The sequence below is a fragment of the Fructobacillus papyriferae genome (assembly GCF_018437225.1).
Taxonomy (GTDB): Bacteria; Bacillota; Bacilli; order Lactobacillales; family Lactobacillaceae; genus Fructobacillus; species Fructobacillus papyriferae.
In genome coordinates this window covers 53448-76293 of record NZ_JAAMFI010000001.1, presented here as the reverse complement: position 1 = coordinate 76293, position 22846 = coordinate 53448, and the positions used below count along the sequence as shown (strand labels likewise).

At 48.1% G+C, this 22846-nt stretch carries 23 protein-coding genes; 1 reads left to right on the top strand and 22 read right to left on the bottom strand.

Annotated features, from left to right (window positions below):
* Window position 1 precedes the first annotated feature (1 nt).
* From murD to G6R27_RS00395, 7 genes are all read right to left on the bottom strand, one after another.
* Window positions 2-1360, bottom strand: a complete 1359-nt coding sequence (gene murD / locus G6R27_RS00425; RefSeq protein WP_213819120.1) for a UDP-N-acetylmuramoyl-L-alanine--D-glutamate ligase — start codon at window positions 1358-1360, stop codon at window positions 2-4.
* A 63-nt stretch (window positions 1361-1423) separates the two neighbouring features.
* Window positions 1424-2377, bottom strand: a complete 954-nt coding sequence (mraY, locus tag G6R27_RS00420; protein ID WP_213819119.1) for a phospho-N-acetylmuramoyl-pentapeptide-transferase — start codon at window positions 2375-2377, stop codon at window positions 1424-1426.
* Window positions 2378-2380: 3 nt separating this feature from the next.
* Window positions 2381-4522, bottom strand: coding sequence for a penicillin-binding protein (locus G6R27_RS00415; RefSeq protein WP_213819118.1), 2142 nt, complete (start codon window positions 4520-4522; stop codon window positions 2381-2383).
* Window positions 4523-4525: 3 nt separating this feature from the next.
* Window positions 4526-4894 carry a cell division protein FtsL gene (locus G6R27_RS00410; RefSeq protein ID WP_213819117.1) on the bottom strand — a complete coding sequence of 123 codons (369 nt, stop codon included), beginning with the start codon at window positions 4892-4894 and terminating at the stop codon, window positions 4526-4528.
* A gap of 73 nt (window positions 4895-4967) precedes the next feature.
* Window positions 4968-5912 carry a 16S rRNA (cytosine(1402)-N(4))-methyltransferase RsmH gene (rsmH, locus tag G6R27_RS00405; RefSeq protein WP_213819116.1) on the bottom strand — a complete coding sequence of 315 codons (945 nt, stop codon included), beginning with the start codon at window positions 5910-5912 and terminating at the stop codon, window positions 4968-4970.
* 55 nt (window positions 5913-5967) lie between these two features.
* Entirely contained in the window at window positions 5968-6399 is a 432-nt protein-coding gene (gene mraZ, locus G6R27_RS00400; RefSeq protein ID WP_213819115.1) for a division/cell wall cluster transcriptional repressor MraZ, read from the bottom strand.
* A 158-nt stretch (window positions 6400-6557) separates the two neighbouring features.
* On the bottom strand, window positions 6558-6908 hold the full coding sequence (locus G6R27_RS00395) for a hypothetical protein (RefSeq protein WP_213819114.1): 351 nt from the start codon (window positions 6906-6908) through the stop codon (window positions 6558-6560).
* 101 nt (window positions 6909-7009) lie between these two features.
* Between G6R27_RS00395 and G6R27_RS00390 the strand changes: the two genes are divergently transcribed.
* A complete protein-coding gene (locus tag G6R27_RS00390; protein ID WP_213819113.1) occupies window positions 7010-7237 on the top strand; it encodes a DUF4044 domain-containing protein in 228 nt (75 codons plus the stop codon).
* 126 nt (window positions 7238-7363) lie between these two features.
* Here G6R27_RS00390 and G6R27_RS00385 read toward each other — a convergent pair whose 3' ends face one another.
* The 15 genes from G6R27_RS00385 to G6R27_RS00315 all read right to left on the bottom strand — a co-directional run bounded on the left by G6R27_RS00385 (window position 7364) and on the right by G6R27_RS00315 (window position 22845).
* Entirely contained in the window at window positions 7364-9070 is a 1707-nt protein-coding gene (locus tag G6R27_RS00385) for a DAK2 domain-containing protein (RefSeq protein ID WP_213819112.1), read from the bottom strand.
* 6 nt (window positions 9071-9076) lie between these two features.
* A complete protein-coding gene (locus G6R27_RS00380) occupies window positions 9077-9436 on the bottom strand; it encodes an Asp23/Gls24 family envelope stress response protein (RefSeq protein WP_213819111.1) in 360 nt (119 codons plus the stop codon).
* 150 nt (window positions 9437-9586) lie between these two features.
* Window positions 9587-9787, bottom strand: a complete 201-nt coding sequence (gene rpmB / locus G6R27_RS00375) for a 50S ribosomal protein L28 (RefSeq protein ID WP_213808711.1) — start codon at window positions 9785-9787, stop codon at window positions 9587-9589.
* Window positions 9788-9878: 91 nt separating this feature from the next.
* Entirely contained in the window at window positions 9879-10196 is a 318-nt protein-coding gene (gene trxA / locus G6R27_RS00370; protein WP_213819110.1) for a thioredoxin, read from the bottom strand.
* Window positions 10196-10861 carry a thiamine diphosphokinase gene (locus G6R27_RS00365; RefSeq protein WP_213819109.1) on the bottom strand — a complete coding sequence of 222 codons (666 nt, stop codon included), beginning with the start codon at window positions 10859-10861 and terminating at the stop codon, window positions 10196-10198. The genes trxA and G6R27_RS00365 overlap by 1 nt, the downstream gene beginning before the upstream one ends.
* Window positions 10862-10923: 62 nt before the next feature.
* Window positions 10924-11580: a ribulose-phosphate 3-epimerase gene (gene rpe, locus G6R27_RS00360; RefSeq protein WP_213819108.1), complete on the bottom strand. Its 657-nt coding sequence runs from the start codon at window positions 11578-11580 to the stop codon at window positions 10924-10926.
* A 32-nt stretch (window positions 11581-11612) separates the two neighbouring features.
* Window positions 11613-12530 (bottom strand): ribosome small subunit-dependent GTPase A, encoded by a 918-nt coding sequence (gene rsgA / locus G6R27_RS00355; protein ID WP_213819107.1) that lies wholly within the window; start codon window positions 12528-12530, stop codon window positions 11613-11615.
* 91 nt (window positions 12531-12621) lie between these two features.
* The gene (pknB, locus tag G6R27_RS00350) at window positions 12622-14433 is read right to left on the bottom strand and encodes a Stk1 family PASTA domain-containing Ser/Thr kinase (protein ID WP_213819106.1); all 1812 of its coding nucleotides are present in this window, start codon (window positions 14431-14433) and stop codon (window positions 12622-12624) included.
* Window positions 14433-15299 carry a PP2C family protein-serine/threonine phosphatase gene (locus tag G6R27_RS00345; protein WP_213819105.1) on the bottom strand — a complete coding sequence of 289 codons (867 nt, stop codon included), beginning with the start codon at window positions 15297-15299 and terminating at the stop codon, window positions 14433-14435. The genes pknB and G6R27_RS00345 overlap by 1 nt, the downstream gene beginning before the upstream one ends.
* A gap of 5 nt (window positions 15300-15304) precedes the next feature.
* Window positions 15305-16651 (bottom strand): 16S rRNA (cytosine(967)-C(5))-methyltransferase RsmB, encoded by a 1347-nt coding sequence (rsmB, locus tag G6R27_RS00340; RefSeq protein WP_213819104.1) that lies wholly within the window; start codon window positions 16649-16651, stop codon window positions 15305-15307.
* Entirely contained in the window at window positions 16644-17624 is a 981-nt protein-coding gene (gene fmt, locus G6R27_RS00335) for a methionyl-tRNA formyltransferase (protein WP_213819103.1), read from the bottom strand. Before fmt ends, rsmB begins: the two co-directional genes overlap by 8 nt.
* A gap of 108 nt (window positions 17625-17732) precedes the next feature.
* Window positions 17733-20171, bottom strand: a complete 2439-nt coding sequence (gene priA / locus G6R27_RS00330) for a primosomal protein N' (protein WP_213819102.1) — start codon at window positions 20169-20171, stop codon at window positions 17733-17735.
* 91 nt (window positions 20172-20262) lie between these two features.
* Complete coding sequence (locus tag G6R27_RS00325; protein ID WP_213819101.1) at window positions 20263-21378, bottom strand: AAA family ATPase; 1116 nt, start codon at window positions 21376-21378, stop codon at window positions 20263-20265.
* 161 nt (window positions 21379-21539) lie between these two features.
* Window positions 21540-22247 carry a DUF4097 family beta strand repeat-containing protein gene (locus G6R27_RS00320; protein ID WP_213819100.1) on the bottom strand — a complete coding sequence of 236 codons (708 nt, stop codon included), beginning with the start codon at window positions 22245-22247 and terminating at the stop codon, window positions 21540-21542.
* Window positions 22240-22845 carry a DUF1700 domain-containing protein gene (locus G6R27_RS00315; protein WP_213819099.1) on the bottom strand — a complete coding sequence of 202 codons (606 nt, stop codon included), beginning with the start codon at window positions 22843-22845 and terminating at the stop codon, window positions 22240-22242. Before G6R27_RS00315 ends, G6R27_RS00320 begins: the two co-directional genes overlap by 8 nt.
* Window position 22846: the final 1 nt, after the last annotated feature.

The following is a 22846-nucleotide window of genomic DNA, read 5'->3' as shown; positions in this document are numbered from 1 at the left end:
TTTAATCCTTCTTTCCGAGAGCTTTTTTCAAAGCAGCGACGTACTTGTCACCGCGAATTTCAAAATTTGGGTACTGGTCCCAAGAAGCCGCTGCTGGTGAGAGCAAAACAACCTGACCAGGTTGGGCTATTTGGACGGCCAGCGGTGCGGCTTCTTCGACGTTTTCGACAAGCTCAACCGGCACCTTGGCTTCCTTGGCCAGTTGAACAACCTTGTCCTTTGTTTGACCAAAGGCGATTACTTGAATAACGTTCTTCAAATCCGGTACCAAGCGTGACAAATCATCGCCACGGTCCAATCCACCAGCCAGCAAAATCGTTGGCTTCTCAAAGGCAGATAGAGCGGCCTGGGTCGCTTCGATGTCGGTCGCCTTTGAATCATTGTAGTAAAGCACATCGTTTTCCTTGAAAAGGAATTCGAGTCGGTGCTTCACCCCAGCAAAGGTTGTCAAAACAGCCCGCATGGCAGCCATGCTGCAGCCAGCAACCGTGGCGGCTGCCGTAGCGGCCAGCGCGTTTTCTAAGTTCGGCCGACCGACTAATTTGACGTCTAGAAAAGGCATCAGAACCTTGCCATTCAAGACCAAATCACCCTTGCTTTCGTGGGCGAAGGCTTGCTGGTCGTCCGGGTTGAATTCCAAGACCTTGGACTTGGCCAAAGCGCTGATGGCCGGCGTGTCCTTTCCGGTTCCGTTTAAGATCAGCGTCTGATCGGGACGTTGGTGGATAGCCACGCGTTCCTTAGCTGCCAAATAATTGTCTCGGTTCAAGTGGAAGTCCAGATGGTTGGCAAAGACGTTGGTGATCACTGCGATATCCGCTTGCAATTCTGGAATGCCGACTAATTGGAAGGTCGAGAGCTCCAAAACCAGCGTATCCTTTTCGGTCAAGTCACCGACCACTTGGCAGACTGGCGTGCCAATGTTTCCGGCAATAACAACCTTGCCCTGACTAGGATCGTGTTGGAGCATGGCACCAAGCAAAGAAGTGGTCGTCGTCTTTCCGTTCGAACCGGTTACGACAATCAAGCGGCCCGTAAAGGTCGACAAAGCCACGGCCACTTCTGTCAAAACGGGAATGCCCAATGATTCCGCCTTCTCGACGATTGGATGATTGTAGAAAATACCTGGGTTTTTAACCAAGTAATCGGAATCGGCCGCCAAGGCAGCGGCTCCGTCGTTTTCGATGAAGGTCACACCCGCCTGCTTCAATTCAGAAACGTCTACATCTTCTTTGATGGTGTCGCGGTTAGCCACCGTGACATCTGCTCCCAATTCGACTAAGCGTTTAGCCGCAGCGCGACCAGACTTGGCCCAGCCAAGCACCAATACTTTTTTGCCATTAAATTCCAAGGCTGTCATGACTACCCCTCTTTTTGTTTTATGTACGCCGGTATCAAAAGAACACCGGCTTCGCTTATCGCTTTAAAAAATCCACAGGCTAATGGCTGCACAAAGCAACCCAAAGAGCCAAAAAACAATATCGATCTGCCATTCACTCCAACCAAATTTTTCAAAAGAATGGTGGATAGGCGCCATTGGAAAGACGCGGACCTTAAAGAAGTGATAAGAAATCGTTTGGATAATCACGGACAAGGTTTCGATAACAAAAACCAAGCCGATGATTAGAAGCGAAATCACGGCGTGTAATTGAATGGACTCAACAGCCAAACCAGCGCCCAATGCAAGGGAGCCAGTGTCCCCCATGAAAATCTTAGCCTTTGGCTTATTAAAGAGCAAAAAGCCGACCAAGGCGCCGATCAAAACAACGTTAAAAGAAACCATGGCCCAGTTCTCCACACGAATCGCCATCAGCGTATAGGTGCCATAGGCGATCAAGGAAAGGCCCGTTAACAAGCCATCTAGACCATCGGTCAAGTTGGTCGCGTTCGACCAACCAACTAACCAAAACCAAAGGAAAATAATGTAGAAAAAGCCGAGTTCAACGACCCCAACAACCGGCAAATTAATGGCAGCCGGAACATGCATGGCCCAGAGCAACAGCATAACGACCAAGGCGGAAACCGTTTGAGCGAAAAGCTTAGGCTTAAAGGCAAAGCCATCATCCGCATGGCGAACTAGCTTCAAGATGTCGTCAACGGCCCCAATCACACCATAGGATCCAAAACCAACAGCCAAAGCCAAAACCGTCGTCAAGGAGTGGCTATTTTCATAAGTGCTTGGTAAGAAAAAGACAATGGCTAATGTCACAATGCCAAAGACCGCACCACCAAGAGAGGGCGTTCCCGCCTTTGCTTGATGATCGGGTCCGAGCACACGGATGACCGCTTGTTCCTTACTTTGCTTCAACTTTTTAATGACGGTCGGCATGGCCACAACCGTTAGGACCAATCCTAATAGAAATTCCAATACAAGCATCTGTTATTCCTTCTCTTTAAATGTCAACTCGATCGTTTGGTGATTTGAAAGTCCTTGCCCCGCTTTGACGGATTGCTTCGTCGCATAACCGGAACCGGATAATTTTATTTTAACACCAGCCAGGTAACCCCAAGACAAAATTTCGTTTTTTGTCCAACCGGTAAAGTCCTGTGCTTGGCTTTTTCCATCGGCCGATAAAATCACTAATTGGCCCTTAATGGCCGATTGTCCGCCCTTGATGGACTGGGCATGAACTTTTCCTTTGGTGCCAACAACGGCTACCCGCATTCCCATGTCGGTTAACGTCTTTTTGGCGTTTTCAATGTTTTGACCACGAACATCCGGTAAGGGTTCTGCCTTCGTGGCTGACTTTACCGTAGCGTCCTTATCGTTTAGGGCTTGCAGCATGACTGGGCGGAAAACATTATTCAAGGTAATTTGAATATTAGCATCCGGGAAATTTTTAGGTTGGCGAACCACAACATACATGATGTAGCGTGGATTATCACTTGGTACCAAGGCCATCACAGAGTGAATGGCGTTGGTCAATCCGTCCAGATATTTTCCGTTTTCTGCTACCTGGGCAGTACCCGTCTTGGCAGCAACCTGATAACCGGCATCCGAAAGTGAATACTGCTTAGCCGTTCCATCGTCGGCGTTGACAACCCCTTCCATATTGGACAAGACTTCCTTTGCTGTCGATGAGGAAACCGGTGTGCCAACCTTTTGGGTCTTAGCTGAAGAAGTTGTTTTACCCGTCAGTGGATCAGTGGTCTTTTCCACCAAATAAGGTTTGACCATCGTTCCTTTATTCGCAAAGGCGGAGTATGCCTGTAACATTTGAGCCGGCGTTGTCCGAATGGCCTGGCCATAGGACGTATTGGCCTGGTCAATTGGTTGATCAAAAGACATCGAACCCGCCTGTTCATTTGGTAATTCCATTCCCGTTTTTTTCAAGAAATGGAACCGGTTCAAGTATTTTTTCCAGGTTTTGGCTCCAAGCGACTGCTCGATCTTGGCAAACCCAACGTTAGAAGAACGTTCAAAAGCCTGCTTGTAAGTCAAGATTCCCTCGTTATTACCGAAGGAGTCAGTCACTTTTTGACCGTTGATGTCCAAAGTTCCGGATTGGTAGGTACTGTTTGGCTGCCACTTCTTTTCTTGAATGGCAGCAGCCAGCGTCATGGTCTTCATCGTCGACCCTGGTTCGAAAGCAGCCTGGTTCAGCATGTTTTCCCAAGCATCCGATAGCCCATCTTGTGTGTTTGGATCAAAATTTGGCCGCTGCGTAGCCGCCACAATCTTTCCAGTTTTGGCTTCCATGACAAAAGCCGCTGCCGATTTTGCCTTCGTCCCGGCATAAAGCACGTCCATGCGGTTTTCCAAAGTAGCCTGCAACTTTTCATCGATGGTTAAAGTCACGTTATCGCCATTTTTTACCTGGTTTTTTTTCGAATCTTGGACTTCCGACCCAAGCGTTGTTGTCAGACCATCTTGACCACGTAAGGCCTTGTTCTTAAAGGCCTCAATGCCAAGGACACCGTTTAATGTCTTTTGTCCCACCTTATTGGCGATCGAATTCGTCAGGCCAATGATATGGGAAGCCATTCGGTTATTTGGATAGTACCGGGCTGGCTGAGCGGTAAATTTAATCCCTGGCAAGTTCAGTTTCTTGATTTGATTGTACTGATCAACCGACAAGTTCTTGGCCTTTGTACCGAGTTCGACTTGTAACTTTTTAGACGATAGTTGTTGATAAAGATCATTTTCATCAGCATTTAAAATCGGCGCTATTGTTTCGGCCGTTTTTTTGGCATCCGTCACGTAATCCGGTTTACCATTCACCTTTTGTTTTTTATCCAGCACCGCATACATGTCATAAACCGTCGAGTTGTCCGCCAGGATCGACCCATTAGACGACAAAATTTGCCCGCGGGTTGCTGGCACCGTTGACTTTTGCATAAAAGTCAAACGCGTCGCGGCGGACAAATCGTGATTGTTGACATGTTTGATTCCGGCGATCTGAAAAAGACGACCACCCATAATCACAATGATAATAAGAGCAAAGAGGCCTAAAAGCAGACCAAACATCTTTGCGTTACCAGTGATTTTCTTCCCGAGTTGTCGTCTTTTGTTTTGTTTCATAATTTATTGATTGACATTGCGAACGTTATTAACACTTTGTTCCATGTTAGCCGATTTCGCAACTTTCTCCAAGTTATCCTTGTTGGTTTTCGTCTGAATATCACCCCGGTAGGAGTCGTTTTCTTCCTTAACCTTGTCGATCTTTTCGCTAACTGCTTGGTTTTTAGCATCAACACGTTGCATGGAAACCGTGGTCATCACGGTCGCTAACATCATGAAGAGAACCGTGACAGCCATTACGATGACAAGCGAACGTTCCTGCTTTGTCCAAACAGCTGGTTGATAGCGTTTTTTTACTTTAACTTTCTTCTTAGCCGGTTGCCCAGGCAGTGCCCTGGCTGCGTTTTCATATTGGTACGCGTTTTGTGCCATCCGATTCTCTCCTTTACTTCTTATTCATGCAATCTTTTTGCTTTGACAGATGCCCGCTTTGACACGCTCTGCTTTAGGCTTTCACCCGTTCGATACCGCGTAATTGCGCGGAAGCCGACCGGTGGTTTTTTTCTTGCTCTTCTTGACTTGGCTTAATCGCCTTGCGAGTCAAGAGCCGGTAGTCGGGCGCCATTTCTTCTGGCATGACAGGCAAACCGCGTGGTAACTCAGGAGCTTTCGACTTTTCTTTAAACATTTGCTTAATCAAGCGATCCTCTTGGGACTGGAAGGAAATCGCTGAGATACGCCCCCCAACGGAAAGCATGTCCAAAGCCTGTTCCAAAGAATCTTCCAAGGCACCAAGCTCATCGTTAACGGCCACGCGCAAAGCTTGAAACGAACGTTTGGCCGGGTGGCCACCATGCCGGCGAGCCGGTGCCGGAATGGCTTCTTTGATAATTTCCACCAAATCAAAGGTTGTCTCAATTGGCTTCACTTCACGGGCTTGTTCGATCTTTCGAGCAATTGCTTTTCCAAAACGATCTTCTCCGTAACGGGTCAAAACGCGAACTAAATCATTAAATGGCCAGTCATTAACGATCGTCTTCGCCGTCAATTCTTGGCGCTGATCCATCCGCATGTCCAAAGGGGCATCGTGGTTATAAGAAAAACCACGGTCGCCTTGGTCAAATTGAACAGAAGAGACCCCAAGGTCATATAGCACACCATCGACATGGTCGATTCCAGCCGCTGCCAAAGAAGCCTTCAGCGTCCGGAAATTATCAAAAACCAAGACTAATTTTTCAGCCGCAATTTCCGCTTTGTATTGCTCCTGGTTATAGGCAATCGCCGTTTCGTCTTGATCAAATGAATAAAGTCGACCGGTCGTCAGCTTAGACAAAACCCCCCCGGTGTGGCCACCACCACCCAAAGTCGCATCGACGTAGATGCCGTCTGGCTTAACGTTTAAGAGATCAACCGCTTCTTTCGAAAGCACCGTTACGTGTTCAAATGTCATGTCGAACTCCTTTCTTTCTTCAAAACGTCAAGCAACCAAGGAATGACGAGGCCATTTAGAAATCAAAGTCCACTAAGCCTTCTGCAATCTCGTCAAAGTTTTCAGCAGTCTGCTCCGTGTATGCCTGCCAGTTATCTGCTGACCAGATTTCAAAAGAATCGCCAACGCCAGTAACCACGACTTCTTTTTCCAATTCGGCGTGATCTTTCAGGTTCGAAGCGATAATCACTCGTCCCTGCTTATCAAACTCCGCTTGCATGGAACCGGCCATGACGAAACGCTTAAAAGCCCGGGCGTCTTTTTTCCCGATTGGTAAGTTATTTAAATGCTCTTCGAGCTGATTCCAAACGTCCATGGGCATGGCCCGTAAGGAATGTTCCATCCACTTGGCAATGACAAAAGTTTCACCTAATTGGTTACGAAACTTAGCGGGAATTGTGAGCCGGCCTTTGGGGTCGAGATTGTGTGATGATTCGCCCATGAACATGATGGCCCACTCCTCCCTTCTGTGGATTACTTAAATACAATTTACCACATTCCCCCACTTTTCACCACTTTTCTTTAAAAAAATGTTAAAAAGACCAATAAAAAAGAGCCAAACCCTTGATATATCAAGAGTTTGGCTCTGTGGGGAAAAATCCCATTTTATGACAAAAATTGGCTAACTAGCGCAAGCAAAATGGTGATAAGTGACAAAAAAGCACCTAATAATCCCATAGCCCGCCAAAAATAGTGACTAAATCGAGCAATTCCAAGATTTTTCCGCCCGAGAATCAAAAAAGCAACGATCGCCCCGATCAAAAACGATAGCGCCACAAAAAAGAGCAAGTCCGAACGATAAAACGCTGTCCCTTCAATTAGATAAAAGAAAAGCCAGTTAGGCAGCGTCGTCAAATCAATAAAAGAAAGTCCCGGCAGCATTCGATACAAAAAGCGCCAAATCATGATCAAAAGTAGAACAACTAGCCACAGGCCAGCCCAAAAATACCAAACCATCGCATTCACCTCTTCCTAACTGTATCAAGATGGGGGTAAAATTTCAATTTTAATGCGGCCTATGGTAAGATATGCCTAGTACATTCAGGAGAACATGAAAGATGTTTAAAAAAAAGCAAGTAAAAGCCGAAGAATCACGCCCGGTCGCCCCAACAGTCGATAAGGCGTTGGAAGATGAAGTTAACCGCCAACTCGCTAAAAAACCGATGCCTACTTTTGAAAAGAAAAAGAAGACCCGCTATCAAAAGTGGACCCTCTTCATGTCTCTTTTCATGGTGATCGTCATGGCAGGGTCCGTGATTTACGCTGCCATCTCAGCCATTCACTAAACAACGGAAGCCGAAAGGACAGCCTCGCTGCTTTGGGCTTTTTCTTTTTATACAATTGTTTTCAACCGTCTTTTATCCACACACAAAAAGAACGCACTCTTAAGAGTGCGTTCTTTTATTTTAAGCTTATTCAACTGACAACAAGAATGGGTAGAGGTCTTGTCCACCATCGTGCACTTCGACTTCCAAATCCTCGTCAATTTCAGCAATCGCTTCTTCCAAAGCTTTTTCATCCTTTGACTTAGCGCCCTTACCAGAAATGATCGTCACGATTTCAGAATCATCATCACACATTTCTTCTAGCAACGCCTTTGCTGTTTGGACCAACTGCTTGCCAACGGTAACAATCTTACCGTCCTTCATGCCAAGCCAATCGCCCTTCTTGATTTCTTGACCATTCAAAGTCGTTTCGCGCACAGCCTGAGTCACCGAACCGGAAACGACCGTCGCCAGTTCTTCTGTCATGGCGGATTCATTTTCCTCCAAAGAAGCCTCCGGGTTGTAACCCAACATTGCCGTCAACCCTTGTTGGATTGAACGGGACTTCACGACAGAAACCGGTACTTCAGCCATTTCCTTAGCTTGATCAGCGGCCAAGAAAATGTTTGAGTTGTTTGGCAAGATGATAGCTTGCTTAGCACCCGATTGTTTTATAGCGTCGACGAAATCTTTGGTTGATGGATTCATCGTTTGACCACCCGTGATCACTTTAAACACACCAAGTGAATCGAAAAGTTTAGCCACACCGTCTCCAGAAGCAACGGCAAAAACCGCCATTTCAGGTGCTTCAGCCGGTGCTTTTTGCTGCTTTTGATCGGTTGAATTCTCTTCTTCTTGCTTATCAATCACGGCTTGTTGTTGGTCACGCATGTTGTCAACCTTGACCTTCCGCAAAGAACCAAACTCCGTTCCCCAGTGAATGATCGAGCCGGGGTCTTCCGTGTGAACGTGAACTTTGACCACATCGTCATCGTTGATCACCAAGAGAGAATCCCCCTTGTCAGCGATATAGTCATAGAACTTGTCATAGTCAAACGGCTGGTCCCAAGTCGTCCCCGTTGCCAAATCGACCATAATTTCGGTACAGTACCCAAATTTAATGTCTTCTGGGTTCAACGATTCGTCAGCTTGCGCACCGGCGTGCAGCTTAGAGACCATCTGATCCAATTCCGCGTTATCTGGGGCCTTCAAATTATCTTCGTCGAAGGTTCCCAAAACCACTTCAGCAAAGGCGGACAACACCATGACTAATCCTTGTCCACCGGAATCGACAACGCCAACTTCCTTCAAAACAGGCAAGAGTTCAGGCGTCTTATCCAAGGCCTCTTGGGCAGCGGCCTTAACCTTCTCCATCAAAGTTGGCAAATCGTCTGAAGCCAAAGCAGAACGATCCGCTTCAGCAGCTGCTTCACGAATGACCGTTAAAATCGTTCCTTCAGTCGGCTTCATCACTGACTTATAAGCGACTTTAGCCGCTTCCATCAAGGCATCGGCCATGTCACGGGCTGACAGGTTGTCCTTATCAGCCATCGAATTCGCCATGCCGCGGAAGATCTGAGATAAAATAACCCCCGAGTTCCCGCGAGCCCCCATCAACAGGCCCTTGGCCGTTGCCTTCGACAACAGACCAACCGTCTTTTCTTGTGATTCCCGTTCGTATTCGGCACCGGAAGCCATGGACAAGGCCATGTTGGTTCCCGTGTCACCATCTGGAACAGGAAAAACGTTTAACTTATTAATGTTTTCCGCGTTGGCAGACAACTTGGCTGCGGCCGCGTTCACCATTTTTCCGTAGACAAGTGGATCAATGGTGGTGATTTTTTCTGCAGTCATTCTCTCTTAATCCTCAGTTTCGATCCCTTGAACAATGACGTTCACTTCGGGTACTTGTAAGCCTAAGTAGGCGTTTAGGTAATACTTCACGCGTGCTTGCACAGAAGTGGTGATATCCGCCAACTTCATGCCGTGCTGAATCACAACATACACATCGATGGTCAAGCCTTTTTCTTGCTGTGAAACCACAACCCCACGACCGTAGTTTTCACGGTTTAGGATCTGGTTTACCCCATCTTTTAAAGCAGAGCGCGATGCCATGCCAACCACTCCGGGGTTGGCAATGGTTGCGCCACCGACAACGGATGCAATCACATCATTTTCAACCGTGACATCACCGTTTTTTGTTCGAATTTTAATTGCCATCACATAAGCCCATGAAGCATGAAGCACGCTCCACTTATCCTTTCAAATTACTTACTCTCTATTTTACCATGACCTGACGAAAAGCCCCAACTTAGAGAAATTCTTTTCAAGGTCGTCATAAAATAAAAAAACCACCCAGTGGAGTGGTTTTTATACACGTTCGATTGAGCCGTTCTTCAATCCGGCCTTCAAACTACGCGCAGTCAAGTAAACTTTCTTAGGTGCGGAACCGTTAATCTTAACCGTTACCTTTTGCAAGTTTGGCTTCCAGCTACGACGACTTGAATTCAAGGCGTGGGAACGTTGGTTACCAAAGCGGGTGCGTGCACCGTTAATTGCATCTTTTGCCATGTCTGACCCTCCTATCCGAGCCGCACGACGTGCCTGCTCTTCTTATCAACAATACAATATTTTACCAGAGGGTTTAGACTTTGGCAAGATATTAGGCATATTTATGCAAAATTTCGCTCAATTGTTCTTTATTATGGAATCCAGTCAAGCGCTCAACCGCCTGACCATCTTTCACAACAACCAAAGTTGGGATTGCTCGGATACCAAAATCACCCGGTACCTGCTTATTTTCATCCACATCCACCTTGAAAAAGTTAATGTTAGCAAAATTTGGATCTTCTGCTAAGGCATCGAGGACGGGCGATTGCATCTTACATGGGCCACACCAAGCTGCCCAAAAGTCGGTAATGGAAACACCTGTCTTGGTCTTTTCCTCGAAATTTGCGTCTGTTAATGCTTCAACTGCCATTAGCTCCTCCTATCCGTCGACTGAGTGACCAGTACAATGCCACGATCAATAGAAACATGTACCAATTCCCCAATAAATTCATTTGATGAATACATGATACCGCTATTTTCCTTAATTGTCAATGGATACTCGGCATCCAGAATCGAGAAATTATCGACTATACCTAATGGCATAAAGCCCAAATAATGGTGGCCAGGAAGTTTCTCCACAACGTTGTGTTCGGCATCCAAATAACTGATGGTGTTTCGGCAATCCACAATGCTAAAGCGGCCAACCAAAGAGGAAAAACCGTCCTGAGGAAGAAAACTATCCAAGAGTGGAATCGTCAAATTCGACAACTCATGATCCAAGCGACCACCGGTTGCCCCGTACAAAACAATGTCATCCGCCCCGGCCGCCATGGCGTAACGGACGGCTAAGGCCGTATCCGTGTAATCCTTGTGGGCCGGATAGATCGTCATCTCACGTTCCTTTTGGTAGGCGATCAAGCGCTGGCGCTCGTCATCAGACACCGAATCAAAATCACCAACGGCAAAGAGCGGCTCAATCCCCGCTTCCATCAAAAAAAGCGCCCCTCGGTCTGCACCAACCCAGTCACCAGGTTTTTTAAAGAGATCAGCTGGCCAGTTTTCCTTTGGGCCACCGGCTAAAATATTGATTCTCATCACGCACTCCTAAAAGAAAAGCGGGCTGAATCGATCAGCCCGCCAAAGCCTTTCGGCCAGTTTTACTTCGTCACATCCAACAAGGTCTGTACCTTGGCTGCTGGATCCTTTTTGTCATAAACGTATGAACCGGCAACGAAAACGTTGGCCCCGGCAGCCGCCGTCAACTTGGCCGTTTCGTTGTTGATACCACCGTCGACTTCGATGTCAAAATCCAAGCCAAGTTCTTGCTTGTAGACAACCAATTCCTTAATCTTTTCGGTCATCTCAGGCAAGAAGGCCTGGCCACCAAAACCAGGGTTAACCGTCATAACCAAGACCTGGTCGACCATGCCCAAAACAGGAACGATGGCAGACACTGGCGTACCTGGGTTGATGACGACTTCCGCCTTCACGCCGGCCTTCTTGATCATTTGCAAGACGCGGTGAATGTGTGGCGTTGCTTCAACGTGAACACCGATCAGATCCGCACCGGCTTTTGCCAATTCGTCGACGTGCTTTTCTGGGTGAACGGCCATCAAGTGGACGTCCAAGAAGAGGTCCGTCATTGGACGCAATTGCTTAACCCAAGCGGGTCCGTAGGCCATTGATGGGACGAATGAACCGTCCATCAAATCAATGTGCAAATACTTGGCACCGGCCTTTTCAACCAACTTCACGTCTTCGCCTAACTTTGTAACGTCAGCGCTCAAAATGGATGGGGCAATAATTCCTGCCATGTCTTTCCTCTTTCTATATTCATTCAAAGGGATTAGTTCAAGCGATCTTGCTTCCACTTGGTCGAGTTTTTTTGATAAACCGGCCGTTTTCCCTTAATAATTTGGTAGAACAATTCATAGCTATTATACCGCTCAGCACTAATGCTGCCAAGTTCGACCGCCTCTTTGACCGCACAGCCCGGCTCATTTAGATGTGAGCAGGTCCGGAAACGACAGCCGACCGCCACTTCACGGATTTCTGGGAAATAATTTCCCAACTCTTCGACTGGGAAGTCAAAGACTTCATAAGACGAAAAGCCCGGCGTGTCCGCAATTAGCGTCTCGTAGGCCGGCACTGGAATCAACGAAACCTGCCGGGTCGTGTGTTTACCACGGGAGAGGGCCTGCGATACTTCGCCCACCGTTAACTGCAGCTCAGGCGCCAATTCGTTTAGCAAAGTCGACTTCCCGGCTCCCGTCTGCCCCATGGCGACCACGACTTGGTCCTTTAACAAAGGGGCAAAGCTTTGCTTCACGTCATCCGTCGAAAAGATGACTGGATAGCCAATCTTCTGGTAGAGCGCCACCTTTTTACGAAAGGCTTGCTGTTCAGCCTCATCGAGCAAATCCAACTTGGAAAAGTAGAGCACTGGATGGACCTTCTCGGCTTCCAGTGCGACCAATTGTCGGTCCAGTAGGTTTTGCGAGAAGGCTGGCTCAACAACCGAGGTCACCACAATCGCCAAATCCACATTGGCCATTGGCGGGCGCACCAGACTGTTCTCACGCTCGTGCAAAGCCCAGATCAAGCCTTCGCCATTCTCCGACTCAAAGTCGGCCCAGTCGCCCACCAAAGGCTTTTGGCCACGCTTGCGGAATTGGCCACGAGCACGGGTCCGTTCAACCGTCCCGTCTTCAAGCATTAAATCATAATAGCCGGCCAATGACCGGATAATCCGTCCTGTTTTCATAGGAATATTATAGCATGAGTGCGCACGGAGCCGCCTTGAAAAGTAAAAAGAAACAAAAGAACACCAACACGGTGTTCTTTTGTTTCAATCATCAATTGTTCTTATTTCCATTGTCGCTCTGGCTGCTACTTGACGCAGCGCTGGCCCCAGACGAAACTTGCAGGGTCAGCGTCTTGTCCAAGGTAAACTTGGAACCAGCCGCAGGATCTTGGGCAATCACTGTCCCACTTGGCTTGTTGGAGTCTGTGATGGTAAAGGCCAAGGAAACCTGGTTCTGGTTCGCCCAGTTAACGGCATCCGACTGAGACTTCCCAGTTAGATCAGGCAAGGTCAACGACTTAGCCCCATCCGAAACCGTCAATGTGATCGTCGTATCCGATGGATCGACGTCAGAACCAGCCGCAATCGATTGGCTCATGACTTGACCAGAAGGCACACTCGTTGAGTTTTCGGTCTTCTTTTTGACTGTGATCCCCTTGTTAGTCAATTGATTAGCGGCCTTCGAGTAGTCCCAACCGGAGTAATCCGAGATCGAAACCGTATCGGTTCCTGAAGAGATGACTAATTTGACGGATGAACTCTTCTTAACGGAGCGGCCAACACCAGGAACCACCTTGATGACATCCCCCTTGCTGACTGACTTGGAACTGGCCATCGCCGTTGTGCCAACTGACAAGCCGGCGTCCGACAATTTACTCTTAGCAGCCGACTCGGACAGGTTCGTTACGTCCGGAACGGCCGTGTAAGAATTTTTAGCGATGGTGAAGCTGGCAGTGGCTCCGGCAATCACCAAGAGGAAGAAGGCCAAGACAAACCACTTCTTCTTTGACCGGTACTTAATGCCATTCTTATCCAGTACCTCACGAACAAATTTTGGTGTACGGTCAACCTGTTCGGCGATTTCTTTGACGGCATAACCCTTTTGGCCGTAGTCAATGATCCGACTTTCCACATCGTTTTTTTCTTCTGTGGCGCTTTCTTCTGGATCGTCTTCGACAAAGGGGTGGCTGTTCCAGTCGGGGGTCACTAACTTCGTTTCATCGGAAGCTTCTGGAACAAAACGCCCTTCGCCAGAACGACGTTTAGACAAAGAAGTCTGCAAGTCTTCTGCCATGTCTTCCGTTGTAAAATAGCGATCCTTTCCGTCTTTTGCCGTTGCACGTAAAATGACGTTTTCAAGCGGTTGCGGAATTTCTGGATCAAAATCCTTCACATAAGGCATTGGCACTTCGGCATGCTGATAGGCAATCCGGTCGGCCGTATCCCCCTGATAGGGCACCTGGTTGGTCAACATTTCATACAAAATGACACCCAAGGCATAAATATCAGACTTTTCAGAAGCCTGTTGCCCGCGGGTCACTTCCGGCGCCAGATAGTGAATGGAGCCAATGATTGGTTCCTTTGTTGCCGGCAAGCCGAACTTGTTTTGGGCCAAAGCGATGCCAAAATCGGTAATTTTGACCTGACCCTGTTCGTTGATCAAAATGTTTTGCGGCTTCAAATCGCGGTGAATGATACCAGCTTTGTGCGCAGCAGAAACCGCCTCAAGCACCTGCTCCATAATGTCGACTACTTCTTGATAAGGAATGGGGAAGTGGGCCTTGATGTAGCTCTTCAGGTCCATCCCCGCCACGTATTCCATCACCAGATAAGGGTTACCCTCTGCTTCGCCAGCGTCATAGAGCTGAACAATGTGGTCGTTGACCAACGTCGTGGCCGCCTTAGCTTCCTTTTGGAAGCGGGCCAAGGCCTCCGGCTGATCCTTAATGTCAAAACGGATCATCTTTAAGGTAACGTCTCGCTTCAGATACGTATCATAAGCTTGGAAAACGTTGGCCATCCCCCCGTCACCCAAGGGACGCACGATTTGGTAACGGTTATCAATCATCGTTCCTTGTTCCATTAGTCTAATCTTCCTTTCAATCCGTTTTCATCAATCACTTCTTCTGCTTTGACCGGCCGATCGGTTTGAATCGTCAGTTGCTGCCCCGTGCTGTCACGTTGCCCAGTCATGTCGGTCATAATCAGGACCGTGACATTATCCGACACGTTTTTAGCAATGGCTGCTTTGACCAAAGCAGACAGGCGTTCTGAAATATCCAAAACCGACCCCATAATCGGATTATTGGCCGGCCGTCTGATACCTGGCTGGATGATACTCAGCTGTGCCTCTATGGAAAGCACTTTAGCCATGCCATCCGATGTCAAATACAGCCAATCGTCTTTTTCTGGCACAAAAGTCGTCCACTCGAGATTCAGTTCTTTATTCACGCCAAGATAACGGGTTAAAGAATTAGCTTCTGGCAGTGCAGCGTCCACCTGCTCCCCGGACTGACGGGCCAGCTCATTTTTGACCGTATGATCAAAAGTCAACAGCTGCGCTTTTCGGTTACGAAACCGGTAAGCCCTGGAATCGCCGGCGTTAGCGACAAGAACTTTTTGTGATAAGGAGACCGCTAGAACCAACGTTGTGGCCATCTGACTAATTTCTTGGTCATGTTCACCGACTAAAAGGATGGCCTGGTTCGCCAAGTCAGCCTGATGAATCAACCAAGCTTTGACTTTTTCCTCTTCGTCATAGGCGACCTGCTCCCAGGCATGCCCCAAAGTCGATACAACCATTTGAGCCGCTTTCTTTGAACCTTCTTGAGAAGCCACCCCGTCTGCAACCAATACTAAAGGGTTGCCGGCACGATTGTAAAAAGCGCCAACGGCATCTTGGTTATCGGACCGAGCCGGTCCTTTGTCACTTTGGTAGGCAATAGCCATAACTGTTAATCCTTTCTTTGAAAGGTGGCAATGTAAAAGCCATCAGTTTGATAATCATCCGGATAAATTTTCAACGCTAAGTCAGTACGGTCAGCCTGAATCAACTTTTTTGTTACGGTCTTTTTCTGAACAAAGTCTGGTCGCTTTTTTAAAAACTGTTGCACCACTTGGTCGTTTTCCTGGTCTAGAATCGTACAAGTCGAATAAACCAGCTGGCCGCCCTTCTTCAGCTTGGAAGCGGCCGCTTCCAAAATGGCCAGTTGCAGGGCTGCCAAATGCGCCACGTCAGCCATCGTCTTGTCGTAGCGAATTTCTGGCTTACGACGCAACAGGCCGAGACCGGAACAAGGGGCGTCGACCAGAATGCGGTCGAAACCTTCCTCGAAGCTGTCCGGAATCTTGCGGGCATCGAGCGCCATGGCGTCGACCCGGTCGGCCAGTCCAAGGCGAGCGGCATTTTGGGCAATCAGCTTGACCTTGTGGTCGTGAATGTCCAAAGCCGTCACGCGGGCGTCGCCCTGCAGGTACTGGGCGATTTGGGTGGTCTTACCACCCGGTGCCGCCGCCGCGTCCAAAACGCGCTGGACCGAATCATCGATCTGCATGGCTTCGACCGGCAGCATAGCGGACTCGTCTTGGACCGTCAACAAGCCTTTCTTGTAAGCTGTTGACGAAGCCACGTGGCCACCGGAGATGAGCAAGGCATCGGCTGCCAGTTGGCCGTCTTTGACGGTGTAGCCTTCTTCTTCCAGCGATGCACGAACCGTTTGCTTATCAGCCTTGGCCGTGTTCACCCGGGCGGATTGTTCAGGGGCATGGTTCAAGGACTGCAAAATCCGATCGGTCTTATCCGCTCCGAGCTGTGCGGTCAATTCCTTGACCAACCACTCTGGCACTGAGTAGGTCACCGACAGGCGTTTTGTCAAATCTTCAATCTTTTTCGGATCCGGCAAGCCCTTTCGATCCATACTGTGCAAAACGGCGGTCACGAACTCGGCCGTCCCAACGTTGCCCATCGTTTTAGCGATCTCAATTGTTTCATTGAAGAGGGCGTGCTTTGGAATTCGATCCAGTTCCTGCCATTGGAAAAGAGCGGTCAAGAGCAGTTCCCTCACCCAATTTTCCAGTTTCTTGCCCTTCACAAAGGGGGCCAGCCAGAATTCCAGTAACATTCGGTACTGGATTGTTCCGTAAACCAAGGTAGTCAAGAGGCCTTTATCAGTATCTTTTAATGGATTTTGTTTAATAATTTGATTTAGTTGCAGGTTCGAATAGGCCCCGTTTTTGACCTTTGATAAGGTCAGAACCGCGAGTAGACGTGGGTTATCCGAATGAGTAATCTTTTTAGGCATTCGCCTCTCCTACTGCGATCCAGGCATCCCCGACCGCCAAATGTTGGCCAGCCCCGTTCAAGAAGGCCGTGATGTCCATGACGCCCTTGCCGGCTGGTTGCAGCTTGTCGACTGAAAGCTGGCTGCCATCGGCCGCTGCCACGTGCAGGGCCTTCTTGCTTTTAAAGGTAATCACACCCGGCTTGGCGTCAGTCTTTTCGTCCAAAGGCGTGACCTGAACGAACTTGATTGACTGGCCCTTGTCCCCGGCTGTTGTCGCGTGAGCGGGATGCGTTGGGTAGAGGCCACGAATGTGCCAATCCAATTGCTGGGCGGTTTCTTGATCAAAATGCACGCGCTGTTGTTCACGGGTGATATTTGGTGAAAAAGTGACTTGTTCTGGATCTTGTGGGGTTCCTTGACGTTCACCCGAGACGATCTTTTCCAGATTTTCGGTCACCAATCGCACCGCTGCTTGGCCCAATTTCTCAAACATCGTCCCGACATTGTCGGTCGCTTCGATTGGCACCTCGACGACGTCTAAGACATCCCCGGCATCCATTTTCTTGACCATATACATCAAAGACACGCCCGTCTTGTCATCGCCGTTCATGATGGCGTAGTGAACCGGTGCACCGCCACGGTACTTTGGTAAAAGTGAGGCGTGCGCATTGACAGCGCCATACTTGGTTGCTTCCAATAACTTAGTTGGCAAAAATTGACCAAAAGCCGCCGTCACAATGAAGTCGGGGGCCATATTGATAATCGCTGCCATTTCATCAGAACCAGAGATCTTTTCGGGCTGCATGATGCGTAGCCCCAATTTTTCAGCTGTTTTTTTTACTGGGCTTGCCTTCAGTTGACGTTTACGTCCAAAAGGACGGTCAGGCTGTGTGACCACAGCTTTCACGTCGAAGCGGTCATCTTCAGCTAATGCCTCTAACGTTGGCACGGCAAATTGCGGGGTACCCATAAAGACAATTGATAATGCCATGTTTTTCTACCTCACTGCACTTTCTAAAAAGGGAATGTTACTTATAGTATATCAAAAAAGACAAAAAAGACCCAAAACGTCCCTATTTATCGGAATCTTTTGGGTCTTTTACATAAAGGAAACGGGATCACGACGAACTTCCAATCGGAAGTCTTGATCAGCTTTTTGCGAGCGATCAACCAGGTCGCGAAGAAGCTCGTCCGCCTCGTTTTGCTTCTTCATTTTCAAAATCATCTGGAAAAAGAAACGCCCCTTCATCTTAGCAATCGATCGGGGGGACGGTCCCAGGAGCAAAACGTCCTTTGGTAAGCGTTTCTTCAACCAGGCAGCAATCTTTGCTGTCTGCAAAGAGACGCGGTTTTCATCGGGTGAAGAACATTGAATCTGAATGGTGTAGTAATACGGCGGAAATTCGGCCGCGTGACGAATCGCCATTTCCTGCCGGTAAAATCCTTCGTAATCATGCTTTTCAGCATACTTCAAGGCGTAGTGTTCTGGATTAAAAGTTTGAATCACCACTTCGCCCTGGGCCTTCGCCCGACCGGCTCGACCGGCAACTTGAGTCAGTAGCTGAAAAGTCTTTTCAGACGCCCGAAAATCCGGCAATCCTAATCCAGTGTCAGCATTTAACACGCCGACCAGGGTAACGTCTGGGAAATCCAGCCCCTTGGCCACCATTTGTGTGCCCAATAAAATCTGCGCCTTTTTTTCACCAAAATCGGATAAGGCTTTCCCCATCGCCCCTTTTCTACGGGTGGTGTCCTGATCAAGACGAATCACAGGATAATCTGGCAACAAGGCTTGCAACTCAGTTTCCACCTTTTCCGTTCCTGTCCCATAATAGCGGATGCGGTTTGAACCACAAGCCGGACAAATTCGTGGAATCGGTTCTTGATAGTCACAATAGTGACACTTCAATGTTCGACTATCCATGTGCAGTGTCATCGCCAGGTTACAGTTCGGATCCCGGGGCACATAACCACAGTCACGGCACATCACAAAGGAAGAAAAGCCGCGTCGATTGAGCATCAAAACGGCTTGCTCGCCACGTTTTAAATGGGCCTTTAGCTTATCTAACAATTCCTGTGAGAAGTTCGTGTCGCCCCGATCAAGTTGCACCTGGCGCATGTCGACAATGTCGACCTGGGGCAAGCTAGCTTCCGGATTGGCCCGCTTCGTTAGTGTCAACAATTCGTAAACGCCTTTTTGCGCCCGCGCTCGACTTTCTAAAGAGGGCGTTGCTGAACCCAATACAACCGGTGCCTGATGATAGTTGGCCCGAAAAAGGGCAACATCCCGAGCCGAATAATGAGGATTTTCACTCTGACTGTACGAACTTTCATGCTCCTCGTCGACGATAATCAAGCCGAGCCGATCAAGTGGTGCAAAGACCGCCGAACGAGCACCGACAACCACCTGCACCTGACCGTCATGGATCCGCCGCCATTCATCATAGCGCTCGCCAGAAGATAGACCGGAATGGAGCAACGCCGTCTTATCGCCAAAGCGTTCCTCGACGCGTCGCTGCATTTGTGGGGTTAGTGCGATTTCTGGCACTAAAAAGAGAACCTGTTCCCCCCGGTCAATGGCTTTTTGAGCAGCCTGGAGGTAAACTTCGGTTTTGCCAGATCCCGTGATTCCTTCCAACAAAAAGACTTTGTTTTGCCCCTTTTCGATGGCCGAGGTCACTCGGTCGTAAGCAGCTTGCTGTTCATCATTTAGAACCTTTTTTTGACCCTGCAATGATCCTGAAAGAGCCTTAGCCCCCATGATAGCCGGTCGACGTTTGACTTCGACTTGCACCTTTTCCAGGATGCCTTTGTTAACAGCCGTATTTAAACTGGCAAGTGAACAATCGAGTTGCGCTTGCCAGTCTTTTTTAGAAAAAGTTTGCCCAGGGTGAGCCATGGCAAAGTTCAAAAGGCGCCGTTGCTGCTTAGCGCCCTTAGAAAGTTCATTGTCGATCTTTTGTAAGACTTCCAAATCAGCATTTGTTTTATAAGCCAGTTCAGTTTTGACTTTTCCTTGGTTTTCGACTACGGTTCGAACGTCCAACAGCCCGTTTTTCTGCAGGTTACGGATGGCTCGCCAGCCCTTAGCGGAAAAAGCTTTCATTTTCACCAACACTTGTTTTTGACCATCCAAATAAGCGACCCGGTCCGAATCGGACAAGCCAGCCTTGGCCGTTAGTTCCTTGCGATAAGAAGCCTTCAGCGCCGTTGGCAACATCAAAGCCAAAAAGGCGACCCAAAAAGAGAAGTTCTTCTTGGCCAAATCATGGGCCAGCTCAAGCAACTCGGATGATAACACGGGCCGTTCGTCTAGGACCGTCAACACGTCTTTGACCTGCGCCTCGGTCAAATCCTCCGGCAAGGCCTCAGTCAACCCGACCACGTAACCCAGAACAGAACGGTGGCCAAAAGCCACCAGCACGCGAACGCCCGGTTGCACCTGAGCGGCCAGTTCGTCTGGCACATCATACGTGTAAGGTCGATTAGTTTGTTGGGTCGGTACATCAACCACGATTTGGGCGTAGGACTGTGCCATGGCTTGCTCCTTTCTGGGTTTATTCGACAATTTCTGTCTTTTCTTTTTGATTACTCTGACAAAAGGACCTGCCCAAGGGCAAGTCCTTTCCTTAGACTTTGGTTAGGTTAACCCCAACCCGTTTTTCAATAATTTCAAGCGCCTGTAAATAGCGCGCATAATAGCCGAAGGGATCATCTTTATCACCTTTTCGGTCGAGCAAAACCGTCTTATCCAAAAAGCCATACTCTTTCAAAACTTGCCACAAATTCTGATCAAAGGCCAACGAGCGCCGTTTGTCTGCCCCGTTTTGTACGGCTACCATTGGCGGAATGACGAGGATCAAATCGAGCTCCTCTTCCGCAATTGTGGTATCAAAAAGGGCCTTCAGCTTGTTTGCTTCTTCTTGGTCCAACCACAAACGCGTTTCAGCCATTGTCACCATGGCATCGGTGTCAAAAAAAGTCAGTCCGTTATTGGCTGGCGAATTAATTTCGGCTGAATTGGCATCGTATTGTCCCTGAATAATACGGGAGTAATCTTTTAAGAGCAACTCAGAATCAAAGACGTTTGACTTTTCCTGATAGGTTCTTGAAAATTCGACAGAAAATGGCGAGTTTGACGTTCGCGCTAAACGGCGAGTCAATGTCGATTTACCTGTCTTTGGCGCGCCAACAACCAAAATTTTCTTGGCAAAATGTCGACGAAAGACACGGTTAATATAATCCCAATTACCTAACGGATCCTTACGAACCGCCGTCGCCGAAACCTTCAAAATCGTACGATCCATCAACGATACTGACCAATGACCGTCGTCTGGAAGTAATTTTTCAAGCATTTCTTTGTAGTCAGCTTCGCCGGTGTACAAGGTAATGTGTGCGTTTGGGTTCGTGATGTTTCGCCTAATCGTCGACGTTAACCTGGCCGTCCACTCCTGCCAACCATTTGGCATCTGCGGGATATCGTCTTCATTAATGTAATCAACTTTGATCGCACTTTCGTCGTTGAAAGCCTCGCGTAAATAGCGAAAGCGTTTTTCAACAGGCAAACCAATCTGGTCACCACGATCCCCAGTGTAGCCGGACGTAATCACGACCACGCCATCGTTTAAAGCAGCGGCCTTATAAATTTCAGCTTGGTGGCCGATGTGCATTGGAGCCAACGTCCCGAAAAAGACCCCAATATGGTCACCTGTCAGATTTTCTTTGACTAAATTTGCTTTAACCATGTTCTCCTACCGATTGCCATCTGATGATGGAAGAATTGCTTCTATTATACCAGAGATGTTAAAAAGCGCGCAGCACAGCGAGCCCATTGATAAAAAAAGGCGGGCATCGCTTGCTCGCCTTTCATTCATCTAATTTTATAGGATAAAAAATACAGGACCCTTTACGTCAACGAAATATCGCCAAGCGACGACCGGAAACTAAAGACCGCTTGATCAGCTGGCACATTTTGGTAGCTGTTCGTCACGTTAATATCGCCATAGCGACTGTATGTCTTTAGCTTTGGTAAGGTTGAACGTTTAACGATGGTGTCACCAGCACGATTTTCGACCGAGCCCGAAAGCAGCACCTTACTATCGGACAGACGAATATCGCCGTTTTCTTCATCTAACAATAATTGATTCACTTTCTGGTTTTGAATCGTCAGATCCCCATTGATGTTGGCCAAAGCTAACTTTTTCAATGTCGTCTTTTCTGGAACCGTGATCACAATCTTATGACTATTCAGGTTATTTAAACCGATCGTCCAGTTCGGCTTATCATCGCTTGTGATCTTCACGAGCCCATCCGCAGAAGAGACCGTGAGGTTGGCCTTTTCTGCTTTATCCGTGACAACAGCAAAATGATCCCCGGATTTAACAAGGACATCCGCGTTTTTAACGGATACATCCAACGCTGAAAGCTCCTGTTTACCGGACGTTATTTGGTCAGGCGTCAGATCAATCTCCCCTTTTTCGTCCTTTGCTGACAAGTAAACAGGCCCGTTATTCCAATAAATTGGACCAGGAAATCCATCTTGCAAAAAGGCCGTCACCATCAAAACACAGCCAATCAATACAAAGGTCAAGCCAACTAAGATTTTTTTATTCATGCAAGACCACCTTTCGAACGGCTGTCAAAAGAGATAGCCCAACACGTTTCGTCCAATCCGTAGCTTTCACCGAAAGGAAAACCGCTAAGGGCGTAAAGATAACGGTCAAGCCAATGGCCGAAACCGCAGAGCCAATGTAAAATAGGCCACCCCAGAATGCTTGTGGCAACACTACCACCCCAGCAATACCGACAAAAGCCGAAGCCAAAGTAAAGGCAAACATCATCAACCAGGCCACAATCGAAAAAATCCAAAGCAGCAAAAAAAGGGCTAACAGTAAGGGCATCCAAATTGGCACGCCCAAAACAAGCAACCAAAAAGGCAGAGTGTCATGCCAAGACTTGCTTGTTTTGGTTTTTTTTTGCGCTGTTGGATCAAGCCATTTCTTTTCATCATCGTCTTCGGACAACTCTTTTTTGTTGGCTACATCAGCTCGCATCTTCTCCGCTAATTCCGTTGGTGTTCCCAATAATTGAAAAGCAGCCGCATCGTCTAACTGATGCGTTTCAATATAATGGCGGCATTCGTCAATTTTTTCTTGACGCTCCTGTTTTGACAAACCACTAAGGGCTTGCTCGAGCTTTTCTAGATAGGTCATG